Genomic DNA, 14978 nt, shown 5'->3' with positions numbered 1-14978 from the left:
GATTAAATTGACAGTTAGTCTGGAGAATGAATTTCTACGTGTAAGTTTTTCAAAAGATGGTGGAGAATTAACAAGTATTTTCAATAAAAAAAATAATACCGAATATCTTTGGCAGGCAGATTCAAAATTTTGGGGTCGCCATGCGCCAGTATTATTCCCAATTGTAGGGCGTCTAAAAAATGATACGTATCGAGTTAACGGGGTTGATTATCAGCTTTCACAACATGGATTTGCTCGTGATTTAGAATTTAATATTGAATTATTAGAGTCTAATCAAGTACTTTTTAGTCTTCATTCCAATCAAGAAACTCTAAAAAAGTATCCATTTGATTTTGTTTTAAAAATTAAATATCATCTTAGTGAAAGTAAACTAAGGGTCACTTATATTGTTGAAAACCCAAGCACAAAAACATTATTGTTTTCAATAGGTGGGCATCCCGCTTTCAATGTACCAATACAAAATACAGAACTATTTGAAGACTATCATGTAACAATTAATCCAAAGGATAACTATCCACAGATTAAACTTCAAGGGAATTACAGTGATTCAAAAAATCCCCACGATTTTACCAAAGAACAACTTCCTATAACCCGTGAGACTTTTGAAAATGATGCAGTTATTTTATCGTTAAAAGATAAACATCCTATGCTGACTTTAACCGATAAAAAAAACAAAAAAGGAATTCACTTTAATACAGGTAATGCTGACTTTGTTGGAATTTGGTCAAAATATCCGGAAGAAGCGCCTTTTGTTTGTATTGAACCTTGGTGGGGATTAGCTGATGACATAACAACTGATGGTGAACTTGCACAAAAAGTCGGAATTCATAAGTTAACAGAAAAAGAAGTCTTTAGTGGCTTTTACGAAATTGAAGTCTTTTAATTGTCATGCAAAGTCTAATTAATAAATAAAAAAATGTTAGGTCAAAAAACAAAATTTTTGATCTAACACTTTTTTATCTGAATTACTTATTTTTTTGTCTATTATAAACTACACCAAAATGAATTAAATTCTCATTTCCATGTTTAATTCTTGATAAATTACCCTTATGACGATAAAAAACGAAGATTGTTAAAATAATGGCGATTGTAGTAAGAATAGGATCATGGAAAAAAAGCGACAAAACAGTAATTAATGTCATTCCGACCATACTTGCAATACTTACCATACTGGAAAGATAGAGTGTTGTCAAAAAAATAATCCAAGCCACTAAAAAGAAAAGAGGACTATAAGCAAGTAAAATCCCGGCACTAGTAGCAACAGCTTTACCACCCTTGAATCTTGCAAAAATTGGGAAGACATGACCAATAACTGCAGCACAACCTATTATTAATACATTAATATGAACATTAAAAAAGTAAGGTTGACATGCAGCTAACGTTCCCTTCAACATATCTATCAATAAGACAACGGCACCTGCCTTTTTACCAAGAACTCGAAACGTGTTCGTTGTCCCCATGTTACCACTACCAAACTTCCGAATATCTTTATGGTAGAATATTTTTCCTATCCAAATACCAGAAGGAATTGATCCTAACAAATATCCAATTACTAACATTAATACAATAGTCGAATCCATTACAGATTGACCTCCTTTAGTTTAATACGATTTATTTTATCATTTTTTTGTGGAATGGGACAATTCAAATTCAACACTTTTTCACTTTTTGAAAATTAGAAAATATGTGTTTACTTTACAACTTATAAATTCATAGGTTATGATATTCAAGTTAGCACATATAAATAGCCACTAAATTCAATACTCCAGAACGTAGAAGGGGTCTAATAATATATGGAAAAATTAAATTATAATGATGATTCAATTCAAGTACTTAAAGGTCTCGAAGCAGTTAGAAAAAGGCCAGGGATGTATATTGGCTCCACTGATAGTCGTGGTCTACATCACTTAGTCTATGAAATAGTTGATAATGCCGTTGACGAAGCTTTGTCTGGGTATGGCAAAGAAATTAATGTGATATTACATAAAGATAACAGTGTAACCGTCGTAGATCATGGCCGCGGTCTGCCTGTTGGTATGCATGCATTAGGAATTCCCACAGTTGAAGTTATCTTTACAGTGCTTCATGCCGGCGGTAAGTTCGGGCAAGGAGGTTATAAGACTTCTGGAGGATTGCACGGTGTTGGGGCTAGCGTAGTTAATGCGCTTTCTTCAAAATTAACTGTAAATACTATTCGTGACGGAATAGAGTATGAGGAAGATTTCAGAGACGGCGGAAAACCAGTTGGTACATTGCGCAAAATTGGGAAGACTAAAAAGTCTAATGGAACAACTGTCACTTTTAAGCCAGATGAGAGTCTTTTCACTACTACTACTTATAATTACGATACATTAGCTGAAAGACTAAGAGAATCTGCATTCTTACTCAAAAATGTTAAAATAACGATTTCTGATGAACGGACAGATCAAGCTGATATTTTCCACTTTGAAGAAGGAATCAAGGAATTTGTCTCATATTTAAATGAAGATAAAGACACATTAGGTAAGGTTATGTATTTTGATGGCATAAAGGATGGCATAGAAGTTGAAGTTGCCGCTCAATATAATGATGGGTATTCAGAAAGTATTCTTTCTTTTGTTAATAATGTTCGTACAAAAGACGGCGGAACGCATGAAGTCGGCATGAAATCAGCATGGACAAAAGCTTTTAATGAATATGCACGGCAAGTCGCCTTGCTTAAAGAAAAAGATAAAAATTTAGAAGGCAGTGATGTTCGCGAGGGACTTGCTGCGGTTATCTCAATTCGAGTTCCAGAAGAACTTCTCCAATTTGAAGGACAAACTAAGGGAAAACTAGGAACACCTGAAGCACGTTCAATTGTTGATAGTGTAGTTAGTGAACAACTCGGTTTTTATTTGATGGAAAATGGAGAGTTTGCCCAAGACCTAGTCAGAAAATCGCTTAAGGCAAGGGAAGCAAGGGAAGCGGCACGTAAAGCACGTGATGAAAGTAGAAATGGCAAGAAAAATAAAAAGAAAGAAAGATTACTTTCTGGTAAATTAACACCTGCACAATCAAAGAATGCGAAGAAAAATGAATTATTTTTAGTAGAGGGGGACTCAGCGGGGGGCTCTGCAAAACAAGGACGTGATCGGAAATTTCAGGCAATCTTACCTCTACGTGGAAAAGTTTTAAATACTGAAAAAGCAAAATTATCTGAAATTCTAAAAAATGAAGAAATTAATACCATGATTTATACAATTGGTGCAGGTGTTGGAAGTGACTTTGCAATTGAAGATGCGAATTATGACAAAATTATTATTATGACAGATGCAGATACAGATGGTGCTCATATTCAAACTTTATTGTTGACCTTTTTCTATAAATATATGCGTCCAATGATTGACGCAGGTAAAATTTATATTGCCTTACCACCGTTGTATAAGATTCAAAAGAAAATCAAAAATAAAAATATTGTGAAATATGCATGGACCGATGATGAATTGCACAATGCAACTAAAGAACTAAAACAAGGTTACACATTGCAAAGATTTAAAGGTTTGGGTGAAATGAATGCTGATCAATTATGGGAAACCACAATGAATCCTGACACTAGAACTCTTGTGCGTGTCAAGATTGATGATGACACATTAGCTGAAAAGCGAGTTACTACTTTGATGGGAGATAAAGTTGAGCCTAGACGTAAATGGATTGAAAAAAATGTGCAATTCAGTTTGGAAGAAGATGGAAGTTTGTTAGACAATGCGGTTGCATCCGGTGCACATCATACTGATAATCAACATGAAGGAGAAGCATAATGGCAGAAAATCAAGGCACTAAAATCCAAGAACTTTCTCTTGAAGCTGTCATGGGGGAGCGTTTTGGGCGTTACTCTAAATATATTATTCAAGAACGTGCGCTTCCAGATATCAGAGATGGGCTAAAACCCGTTCAAAGAAGAATTCTTTATGCAATGAACCAAGACGGAAATACATTTGAAAAAGCTTTTAGAAAATCGGCAAAATCAGTTGGAAATGTAATGGGTAATTTTCATCCTCATGGTGATAGTTCAATTTACGAAGCAATGGTCCGCCTAAGCCAAGATTGGAAATTACGGGAACCTTTAATAGAAATGCATGGCAATAATGGATCAATGGATGGTGATCCACCTGCGGCAATGCGTTATACTGAAGCACGTTTAAGTCAAATATCTGCAGAAATGCTCCGTGACATTGAAAAAAATACTGTTGATTTTGTTCCAAACTTTGATGATACTGACATGGAACCTACTGTTTTACCAGCAAAATTTCCTAATCTTTTAGTCAATGGAGCTACTGGTATTTCTGCAGGATATGCCACGGAGATTCCTCCACATAACCTGCATGAAACAATTCAAGCTCTTCTTCATTTAATGGCTTATCCTAAGGCAACACTTGAAGATCTGATGGAATTCGTAAAGGGACCTGACTTTCCGACTGGCGGAATTTTACAAGGATTAGATGGAATCAAAAAGGCTTATACCTCTGGTCGAGGACGCGTAATGTTGCGGGCTAAAACGGCTGTAGAAAGTCTGAAGGGGAGCAAAGAACAAATTGTAGTTACCGAAATTCCCTACGAAGTAAATAAAGCAGTTCTTGTAAAAAGAATTGATGAAATTCGGTTATTAAAAAAAGTTGAAGGTATTGCAGAAGTTCGGGATGAAAGTGATCGAGAAGGGTTACGTGTAGTAATTGAATTAAAACGTAATGCCAACCAAGAAGGAATACTAAATTACCTGTTTAAAAATACCGATTTACAGATATCGTATAACTTCAATATGGTTGCTATCAATAATATGCGTCCTGAAAATGTGGGTTTAAAACAAATTCTCGTAGCCTATCTTGAACATCAAAGAGTAGTAATCACAAGACGAACGCAATTTGAATTAAAAAAGGCCAAAGAGCGTGAACATATTGTTGCTGGATTAATAAAAGCGCTATCAATTTTAGATGATGTCATTAAAACAATTCGTGCAAGTAATAACAAAAAAGACGCTAAAGATAATTTAGTAGCTCAGTATTCATTTACTGAAGCACAGGCTGAAGCTATTGTCTCATTACAATTGTATCGCTTAACAAATACTGATGTCACTGCATTGCAAGCTGAAGCAAAAGAGTTAATGGCAAAAATAAAATTATTTGAGTTAATTTTGGATAATCCAAGAGAATTAGATAAAGTAATAAAAAAAGAAATTTTAGCAGTAGATAAGAAATACGCATCAAAACGTAAAACAGTTATTCAAGATAAAGTTGAACAATTAAAAATTGAAACAGAAGTTCTCGTAGCTCCGGAAGATGTTGTTGTTATGGTAAGTAAAGATGGTTACATCAAAAGAAGCTCGATGCGTTCATTCAATGCATCTGATTCTCTAGAAAACGGTCTAAAGCCAGAAGATACAATTATATACCAGAAAACAATTAATACACTTGATCATTTGTTCATTTTTACAGATAGTGGAAATGTAATTTATCGACCAGTATATGAAATCCCTGACTACAAATGGAAAGACACAGGTTTACATCTTTCCCAATCAATCGGTTTGAAACCAGCAGAAAAGATTTTAGCTGCGTTTTCATTCAAAGACTTAGAACAAAAAGGGAACTTTGTACTTGCCACAAAAGAAGGATTCATAAAACAAACAATTTTTGATGACTTAAAACCAGGAAGAACTTATAAATCACGTGCAAGCCAAGGAATGAAATTAAAAACAGATACAGATAAGTTAGTTCAAGTTGATTATGTTACAGACGAACAACTAAATGATTTATTTGTTCTTGCGGTTACACATGGAGGATATGGACTGCGTTATTTATTATCCGAAGTTCCAGTATCCGGCGCAAAAACTGCTGGGGTTAAGGCAATGGATTTGAGAGATGATTTCATTAAGAATATCTTACTAGTTAGCGGGTTGGAGCAAGTTGGAATTTTGACACAAAGAGGTGCGTTCAAACGTATGGCTGTATCTGAAATTGCTACAACATCTAGGGCACGAAGAGGTGTTCAAATTCTACGAGAATTAAAGCGTAATCCACATCGAATTGAATTTGTTTCTTTGTTAGCGGTGAACAGAGAAGACAAACTAAGTGTTTTAACTGACAAAAATGAAACAATCATAATTGATCCCTATGAACATCCCGCGAGTGACCGTTATTCCAACGGATCCTTTGTAATTGATGTAGATTCACAAGGAACTCCAATGAGTGTTTCAAAGTTTAAAACAACTGAATAATTAGTGTCTATAGCAAAATTAAATCAAAAATAGGTTCTTAAAAATAAACTAAGAGCTTATTTTTTTTGCCTTTTTTGCTTAATTCATAATCAGCAATTCAAATTTATTGAGTTTTTTTCACAAATAATTCACATATTGGACATGGTGATATCAAATCATTAATTTAAATTAATGTATGAGTGATAACAATTTATTTTTGCTTAATTTTATAATTAGCATTAATAATGCGTTTATCATAAATACAGTATAGGGGTTTTTTTGATGAAAAAAAGGTATTTATATGAGGTTGATTTGATGAGGTGTATTTTTATTTTTGGAGTACTTGCAAATCACGTAACTTCTGCATTTATTGCTAGTTTATCAGCCGATTCAGTTCCAGGATTAGTACTACTAATGACTCATTTACTATTACATTTCACAAGAATGGGTTTTATGTTTGTAACGGGTCTCGTTTTATTTTTACAATACTATAAAAAAGAACAAGTGAACTACTTGACTTTCTGGTATAAGCGCTACAAGGGTGGTGGAATTCCATACATATTTTGGAATGGTTTCTTTTTAATATTTGCCACCTTAGTAGCCGGTCAAGTATTTAATTTTCATACTTGGTTAAACGATTGGTATTCATCATTGATACATGGAAATCAATTTTACATGTATTATATTTTAGTAACATTTCAACTATATTTGATTTTTCCATTACTACTAAAATTATTTAAAAAGTTCAATCAGTACCACATACTTATTTTTGCAATCAGTGCTTTAATTCAGCTATTTTTCTTGATTTGGGCAAAATATATCTATCCCGGGATGAATCATGATAATTGGCCATATTTGTTAAAATATTATGGCAATTTTGTTTTATCATACCAGTTTTATTTTATAGCCGGGGGATTTGTCTCAATTCATTATGACTCCACCCAAAAATTTATTTTAAAATATCGTAAAATTGTTTATTGTTTAACTACGTTATTAGGCTTTGGTACATTTGGTTTATTTTATATTAACTGGTATGTACTTAAATTAGGTCAACACTATACAGAGTTAGTTCATCAGCCATATTTAATGATTTATGCTTCACTTATGATCTGTACAGTTTGGTGTCTAAGCCTTGCATACGCAAAGCGCCGGACAAAGCCTAGTTGGGCTAAATTTGAAAAATTTGTTTCTTTATCTTCAAAACTATCATTTGGTGTTTATTTAACACAGACAGTTGGATTAACTTTACTTGCTTATATTTTATTATATGTTAAAAATTATCTTAATGAATGGGCTCTATTTTTATTACTGCCAATCGGGTATCTGATTGTTTTAGGAACTTCATGGTTAATTTCATATATACTCTACAAGGTTCCACCATTTGGAATATTAATTGGACGTCCACAAAAGCTTAGGAGGAATAACTAATGACAAAGTTAACGGTAGAACTTGCACAACATTTAAAAAATAATATTAATCGTAAGTTTTTGAAAGATGAAAGAATGAATAAATGGTTCACTGGAAAAGATGTTGAAGAAGATATCGGCAAACTTCAAAAAATTTTCTTAGACGCAAATATTGGTAATGGCGATATCACATTCATGTGCCTTGAAAATTCAGCAGTTTATATTCCTGTTAACCAAGCTTTATGGAGAATGGGTATTACTGCTCATCCAGTTTCCGAAAGTACATCAGATGTTGAACTAGTAAAAGATTTTCGTGAAAATCATTACGCGGCAATTATCTTTAATGCTAGTCGGGCAGACGTTTTCAGTAGTTTTTTAGAACTTGACAAACATGAAATTAAACTGCACACATTTGAAGATCTAGTAATCTTAACTAGAAATGATCTTGCGAAAAAAAATAAAAAAACAGTTCCTGATGAACAGTCTTATGGATGGATTTTAAATACATCCGGAACTACTGGAAAGCCAAAAAAAGTAGGTCTAACTCACGAGGTCATGCTTAAGGCGGCGCATTATGACTTAGAAAGTCATCGATTAACACAAAACGATACTGTTTTAATTGTGATGCCAATGTTTCATATTAATGCTCAAGAATTGATTGTTGTTTCGACTCTATTATCAGATGGGAAACTGGTGATTGCTCCAAAGTTCAGTGCAAGCCATTTTTGGCAACAAGTCATGGAAAATGAAGTTACCTGGTCATCAGTCGTTCCAACAATTGTTTCTATTTTATTAAAGAATGAGAAGTCATTAGCTCAATTTGATTCAAGCCATAAGCTACGTTTTATTAGATGTGCTTCCGCAATGCTACCAGTTAGTCGTCATAAAAAGTTTGTCAAAAAATTTGGTGTCCCGATACTTGAAGGCTATGGTATGACAGAATCATGTAGCCAATGTACTTTAAATCCGCTAGACAATATTAAAATTGGTTCTGTTGGTAAACCTTACCAAACGGATGTGGCAATTGTAGATGGAGATGATTTTACTGATGCACCAGATGTTCATGGTGAAATCGCAATTCGTGGTGATCATGTAATTACAAGTTACCTTGAACCACATCCTGATTCTTTCAAAAATGGTTGGTTTCTAACGGGCGATTTAGGCTACTTTGATACAGAAGGTTACCTGTGGTTAGAGGGGCGGAGTAAAGATATTATTAATCATGGTGGTGAAAAAATAAGCCCGTCAGTCGTAGAAGATGTTTTAGGAAATCTTGATTTTATTAAACAAGTTGCAGTTGTAGGGTTACCAGATGATTTATATGGTGAAATTGTTGCGGCGGCGATAATCGACGACACAAAGGACTCGAAAAAGAAAGTGGAACATCGGCGACAGATTATTGATTATGCGGCGACACACCTTGCTAAGTACAAAAGACCATCCGAAATTTTCTTTCTAGATGAATTTCCATTAAATGCAACCCGCAAAATATTGCGCCCCAAATTAACTGAAATACTCCAAACGAAAAGAAGTATACAATAAATATGAAAAAAATTAAAAAAACTTTTGTATCAGTCGTTTTATTACTATGGTGTGGTATTGCTATATATGGTTGGCATCTAACTAGAGAAGATGCTGGAAATTCTAGCCTAAAAAATGTGGTGATTGGCTACCAAGCTGGTGATGAATTTTATATTTCTAAAATCAGAGGACAATTTGTAAAGAAAATGAAAGACAAGGGGTACAATGTTAAATTCAAAGAATTTCAAAATGGTGCAGCAATGATGCAAGCACTTGCCTCAGGTAATGTTGACTATGCACGTGTAGGTGATACTCCGCCTGTATCGGCACTAGCATCAGGTACACAGTTAACCTATATTGCAGCTGGTGGAACGAAAGAAAAAGGAAGCGGCATTTTAGTCCATAAAAATTCTTCAATAAAGAAACTAGCTGATTTAAAGGGAAAACGTGTTGCATATACTAAAGGCACAAGTTCTCAATATATGCTTTTAAGAGCACTTAAAGTTGCTGGACTAAGTAATAATGATATAACTTGGGTGAATCTAGATTCTGATGCTGCTAGCGTTGCTTATTCTAAAGGCAAAGTTGATGCTTGGGCTAATTGGGATCCTAGTGTTGCACAAGTTGAAATTACAGAAAATTCAAAATTAATTGTTAACGGAAAAACAACTGGTGCACTGAACCGTAGTTTTATTGTATCTCCAACTAGCTATGCAAAAAACAATAAATCTTTGAGTAAGTTAATAATTAAATATACGGAACAAGATATGAAGTGGGCTAATAATAATCATTCAAAATTAATTAATAAAATGAGTACCGACTTGAAACTTTCGAAGAAAATTGTTCGTCGAACTGTCTTACGCCGCACCTATTCAATGCAAGAAATGAATAAGGATATCGTTAAGGAAGAACAAGAAATTGCGAATGTTTTCTATGATAACAACATTCTTACTAAAAAAATTGATGTTTCAAAACATACTCAGTACCTTAGATAGCTTAGAGGAGAAGATACTATGGAAAATATTGAAACAGCCAAACACTATCAATTTTCAATAAAATTTAAAAACTCATTACCATGGTTAATACCAGTTTTTTTAATACTTATCTGGCAAGTAGCTTGTAACGCTTCATGGGTCAATGAAACATTGCTGCCTTCACCAATAGATGTTGTAACAAATGGGGTTAAACTTTTTAAAAAAGGCGAACTTCAAGAAAATATGAGTATCAGTTTGTACCGTGCAACTGCTGGTTTATTAATTGGAGGTGGTCTTGGATTTATTCTTGGATTTATAAACGGTGTTTCACATACAGCACGTTTATTATTTGATAGCACAATTCAAATGCTTCGTAACATCCCACACCTAGCTTTGATTCCATTAATTATTCTATGGTTAGGAATTGGTGAATCAGCTAAAATATCTTTAGTTGCACTAGGTTGTCTGTTCCCAATGTATATAAATACCTATCATGGAATTACTTCTGTTGATCCAAAACTTATTGAAATGGGTAAATCCTACGAGCTAAGTAAAAAGGATTTATTCACAAAAATTATTTTTCCAGGTGCTCTTCCAACCATTCTAATGGGTTTAAGATATGCACTTGGAGTAATGTGGACATCTTTAATTGTTGCCGAAACAATCTCTGCAAGTTCAGGTATTGGTTATATGTCAACGAATGCTGAACAATTTTTGGATATGAAAACAATTATTTTATGTATCCTCATCTATGCTCTGTTAGGTAAATTATCTGATTTTATCGCAAAAAACTTTGAAGATATCTTCTTGAATTGGCGCGTAATTGAAAGGGGACAATCTAATGACTCAAAAGCTTCTGGAAATAATTAACGTAGGCAAATCCTATGGTCAAAGTGCTGTTTTAAGTAACGCTAGTTTAAGTATTTCAGAAGGTGAATTTATTGCCTTAGTCGGTATGAGTGGTGGTGGTAAAAGTACACTATTGCGAATGTTGGCAGGTTTAGAAGATGTGTCAAGTGGAGATATTATTCAAGATGGGATCAAACTTGAAGGCTTAAACAAATCAGCTAGGGTAATGTTTCAAGAAGATCGCTTATTACCTTGGATGAATGTCCTTGAAAATGTAATGCTTGATAAAAGAAATCGTGAACAACGGGCTGAAGCTCTTCAACTACTTAAACAAGTTGAATTAGAGGATTATGTACAACAATTTCCAACGCAACTTTCTGGTGGCCAAAGACAACGTGTTGCACTAGCTAGAGCCTTAATGGCACACCCACGACTATTACTTTTAGATGAACCTCTGGGTGCATTAGATGCATTGACTAGAGGAAAAATGCAAAATCTGATTCACAAAGTTTGTCAAAATAAATCAATCACCACATTTCTAGTTACACATGATATTAATGAAGCTGTAAGGATGGCAGATCGGATTGCAATTATAAAAAACGGAACTATTTGGCGAACGATTGATAATCCATATCGTGGAAAAGAAAGTATTGCTGATAAAGAAAAAGAAGTTGAAATTTCAGAAAAAATCCTTGCAGAGATTCTAAATTAAACCAAAAAGACTAGATCAAAATTTAACTTTTGACCTAGTCTTTTTATACTTTTAAATCAGCAATTTCATCAATGCTCGGTGTAACATAAATGGTCTGTTGACCTTCATAAATTACAAATCCCGGTTTTGCACCATTAGGTTTACGAATATTTTTAACTTCTACATAATCAACTGGTACATTTGAAGAAGAACGTGCTTTTGAATAATATGCCGCAAGCTGTGCTGCTTCTAATAAAGTTTGATTACTTGGGCTGTTCGAATGAATTATTACATGTGACCCATGAATATTTTTTGCATGAAGCCAAATATCCTTTTTTTGTGCAGTTTTTAAAGTCAGTTGGTCATTTTGCAGATTATTTTTTCCGACAGAAATTTTTGTGCCATCACTTGAAATATACTTAGCAGGTTGTCCCGGCTTATTTTTCCTAAGTTTTCCGCTTTTATTTTTCTTTTGAGGTTTTAAATATCCTTCTTGTTGTAATTCTAATTTAATGTCCGGCAAATCTTGAGGTTCTGCCAATTCCAGCTGTGTTTCGACTTCTTCTAGATAATTCAATTCATTCTTTGTTATTTTTAATTGGCCAGTTACATACTCGACTGCATTTTTTAATTTTTGATATTTTTTAAAATATTTCTGTGCATTTTTTGAAGGAGAAATCTGATTAGAAAGATTGATTTTTATTAGTTTTTCATTATCATAATAATTTGGTAACTCGATTTCTGTCATACCACGCTTTATTTTATAAAGATAAGTTGTTAATAACTCACCTTTAACTCTGAAAGAATCAGCTTTTTGAGTAAATTCCAGTGTTTCTTCTAATTTCTTTAATTTTTTCCGATTTTTTTGCAGATTCAATTTAACAATGTGGAACAATTGCGCCCCTTGTTGTTGTACACGATCACTTGTTGCCTTATTTTGATAAAAGTTATCAAGCAATTCACCAAGTGATTTAGCAACTTGCTTTACTAGCTCGTCATCATACTTAAAAAAGGTAAAGAAATCTTTTTTCCCATTAACAATCATTGGAGATGGATTTTCTATTTGTAACAAGGCTTTTTCCCAATTAACTGTAATATCTCCCGTATCATGCAGACAATCTGCTAAATACAAGGCATGTTCCAAAGCAATTCCTTGATAACTATTTTGAATTTGTTTAGCCAAAATCTCCCGGCTTGGAAACTGTCTTTCTAATTTTTTATATATTTGGGAAGAATCCACATAGGGATCTAATAAATCTTGTTTAGGCGGAGCCATGTACGTTGCCCCTGGTAATAAAGTTCTAAAACGATTCTGGCTTGGACCAATATGCTTTATTGTATCTAATATCTTTTTTTCAGTTTGATTGATTAAAATCACATTGCTATAGCGGCCCATAATTTCAATACTTAACAATAACGGTAATTCATCACCTAATTCATTACGTGTAGCAAAACTAAGGTAAGCAACGCGGTCATTATCAAGTTGTTTAATTCCAGTTAACTTAGCATTTTCAAGATATTTTCTTAAAGTCATAGTAAAATTTGTTGGTACAGGGGGATTAGTATATGGAATACTTGTAATTTGAATTCGTGCATAATTTGGATGAGCTGACAATAAAAGTGCATGATTTTGTCGTTTTGCCCTAATTGTCAAAATGACTTCATTTGGGAAGGGCTGTGATATTTTCGTTACACGACCACCAACTACTTTTTCTTCCAATTCAAAAATCATCGCACGTGTGAATAGTCCATCAAAAGGCATTGTTTACAACTCACTTTCCTTATTTGTTATGTCTCTAATTGTACCGTTTAAGAAGCTAAAGAGCAAAATTGTTTTTTCATTTCTGAGTATTGCGCTTGCTATTATTTTATAATTAATTCATAATAATCAATATGATTTGCATTATGCATATTAATATCTAGTTTGGGGGGTATTCTTTTGAAAAGTTGTTTAGACAGCTTAATAGAGCTTCAAAGGCAATACAAAGAGAAAATTGTTGCTTTATCTCAAAAAAATGGATTGACACTTGCTGAATGGCAGTTACTTTTAAAAATAGTAGATGGCATTTCTACACAAGAAAAATTAGCAAAGCTAACGCAACTTAACGTTTCAACCCTAAGTAGACAGTTAGCCAAACTACTTTCAAAAGAATTTATTATCAAAGAACCCCAAGAAAATAAGCAGGGACGACGTTTTTTTTCGTATTCCAGCACAGATAAAGGAATATCGGCAATTTCTACCATGAAAAAAGATATCCAAATGTATAGTGAACATCTTTTCTCTCATTGGTCGAAAGAAGAACAGAATCTTTTGCAAATTTTACTTAATAGATTGAGTAAAAGTATGGAACGAACTTAGTTATTGATGAGATTTGCATTTAGTAGTCGCGTTATTTTTTATGTGTTATGATGATATGGTGTAAGAAAGAGCAAAGAAAAAGCAAAGAAGTAGGTGTACATCTATGAAAATAGCTGTTGTAACTGACAGTACCGCGTATTTAACAGCTGAACAAATTGCGGATAATAATATTCATGTAATTCCACTTCCAGTCATTATTGATAATGAAGTGTATAAAGAGGGAGTCGATATTTCAACAGAAGAGTTTTATGCAAAACTCAGCAAATCTGAAACATTTCCCAGTACTTCCCAGCCGCCAATTGGAGAGTTGATTACTTTCTACGAGAATATTGGAAAACAAGGATTTGATACAGTTATTAGTATCCATTTAGCATCGACTATTTCTGGTTTTTACCAAACTTTGAAAAACATGACAGGTGAAATCAAAGGAGTGGATGTCCATCCTTTTGATTCTCAAATCACTGTAATGTTGATGGGTAATCTTGTTTTAAAAGCTGCAAGAATGGCAAAAGAAGGCGCTAGTATTGAGAAAATTTTTTCAGAATTAGAAGCATTGCGAAAAACCATGGGTGAATGTTTTATTGTAGATGATTTGCAAAATCTAGTTCGTGGAGGAAGATTATCAAATGCTTCAGCCTTCATTGGGAGCGTCTTGAAAATAAAACCATTGTTGACTTTTGACAACAGTTCACACAAAATTGTAGCATTCGATAAAGTTCGTTCTATGAAGAAGGCACTAAAGAAAGCTGAAAGTATCTTTGAAGAAGAAAAAGCTAGAGTGAGCTATCCTCTTAGAGTCATTATTATTCATGCTAATGATATTGAAGCTGCCCAGGCATGGAAGCAAGAACTTTCACAAAAATATTCAGATTGTCAAATTGACTTAAGTTATTTTGGACCTGTGATAGGTGCTCATCTTGGTGAAAAAGCTATTGCATTAGCCTGGATGAAAGATATTGACAAATAAGCT

The 14978-nt window shown here is 33.7% G+C and carries 12 protein-coding genes; 10 read left to right on the top strand and 2 right to left on the bottom strand.

What is annotated here, in order from left to right:
• Positions 1–7: 7 nt before the first annotated feature.
• Positions 8–883, top strand: coding sequence for an aldose 1-epimerase family protein (locus FC80_RS05795; protein WP_057829183.1), 876 nt, complete (start codon positions 8–10; stop codon positions 881–883).
• Positions 884–965: 82 nt separating this feature from the next.
• Here FC80_RS05795 and plsY read toward each other — a convergent pair whose 3' ends face one another.
• Positions 966–1580, bottom strand: a complete 615-nt coding sequence (plsY, locus tag FC80_RS05790; RefSeq protein ID WP_057829182.1) for a glycerol-3-phosphate 1-O-acyltransferase PlsY — start codon at positions 1578–1580, stop codon at positions 966–968.
• Positions 1581–1793: 213 nt separating this feature from the next.
• Here plsY and parE point away from each other — a divergent pair, with 213 nt between their 5' ends.
• The 7 genes from parE (at position 1794) to FC80_RS05755 (ending at position 11670) form a co-directional block, all read left to right on the top strand.
• Positions 1794–3779, top strand: a complete 1986-nt coding sequence (parE, locus tag FC80_RS05785) for a DNA topoisomerase IV subunit B (RefSeq protein ID WP_057829181.1) — start codon at positions 1794–1796, stop codon at positions 3777–3779.
• Entirely contained in the window at positions 3779–6229 is a 2451-nt protein-coding gene (parC, locus tag FC80_RS05780) for a DNA topoisomerase IV subunit A (RefSeq protein WP_057829180.1), read from the top strand. The genes parE and parC overlap by 1 nt, the downstream gene beginning before the upstream one ends.
• Positions 6230–6490: 261 nt before the next feature.
• Complete coding sequence (locus FC80_RS05775) at positions 6491–7636, top strand: acyltransferase (RefSeq protein ID WP_057829179.1); 1146 nt, start codon at positions 6491–6493, stop codon at positions 7634–7636.
• Positions 7636–9156 carry an AMP-binding protein gene (locus FC80_RS05770; protein WP_057829178.1) on the top strand — a complete coding sequence of 507 codons (1521 nt, stop codon included), beginning with the start codon at positions 7636–7638 and terminating at the stop codon, positions 9154–9156. Before FC80_RS05775 ends, FC80_RS05770 begins: the two co-directional genes overlap by 1 nt.
• Positions 9157–9158: 2 nt before the next feature.
• Positions 9159–10130 (top strand): aliphatic sulfonate ABC transporter substrate-binding protein, encoded by a 972-nt coding sequence (locus tag FC80_RS05765; protein ID WP_169790544.1) that lies wholly within the window; start codon positions 9159–9161, stop codon positions 10128–10130.
• Positions 10131–10148: 18 nt separating this feature from the next.
• Positions 10149–10979: an ABC transporter permease subunit gene (locus FC80_RS05760; RefSeq protein WP_057829177.1), complete on the top strand. Its 831-nt coding sequence runs from the start codon at positions 10149–10151 to the stop codon at positions 10977–10979.
• Complete coding sequence (locus tag FC80_RS05755; RefSeq protein WP_057829176.1) at positions 10951–11670, top strand: ABC transporter ATP-binding protein; 720 nt, start codon at positions 10951–10953, stop codon at positions 11668–11670. The genes FC80_RS05760 and FC80_RS05755 overlap by 29 nt, the downstream gene beginning before the upstream one ends.
• A gap of 43 nt (positions 11671–11713) precedes the next feature.
• Here the strand turns inward: FC80_RS05755 and FC80_RS05750 are convergent, their stop codons facing one another.
• Positions 11714–13411 (bottom strand): Rqc2 family fibronectin-binding protein, encoded by a 1698-nt coding sequence (locus tag FC80_RS05750; protein ID WP_057829175.1) that lies wholly within the window; start codon positions 13409–13411, stop codon positions 11714–11716.
• A gap of 177 nt (positions 13412–13588) precedes the next feature.
• Here FC80_RS05750 and FC80_RS05745 point away from each other — a divergent pair, with 177 nt between their 5' ends.
• Together FC80_RS05745 and FC80_RS05740 are read left to right on the top strand one after the other, a co-directional pair.
• Positions 13589–14008, top strand: coding sequence for a MarR family winged helix-turn-helix transcriptional regulator (locus FC80_RS05745; protein ID WP_057829174.1), 420 nt, complete (start codon positions 13589–13591; stop codon positions 14006–14008).
• 103 nt (positions 14009–14111) lie between these two features.
• The gene (locus FC80_RS05740) at positions 14112–14975 is read left to right on the top strand and encodes a DegV family protein (RefSeq protein ID WP_057829173.1); all 864 of its coding nucleotides are present in this window, start codon (positions 14112–14114) and stop codon (positions 14973–14975) included.
• Positions 14976–14978 lie beyond the last annotated feature (3 nt).

The sequence above is a fragment of the Liquorilactobacillus cacaonum DSM 21116 genome (assembly GCF_001436735.1).
Classification (GTDB): Bacteria; Bacillota; Bacilli; order Lactobacillales; family Lactobacillaceae; genus Liquorilactobacillus; species Liquorilactobacillus cacaonum.
Note: the sequence above shows the minus strand (reverse complement) of the source record. Positions and strands in the feature narration are given on the sequence as shown.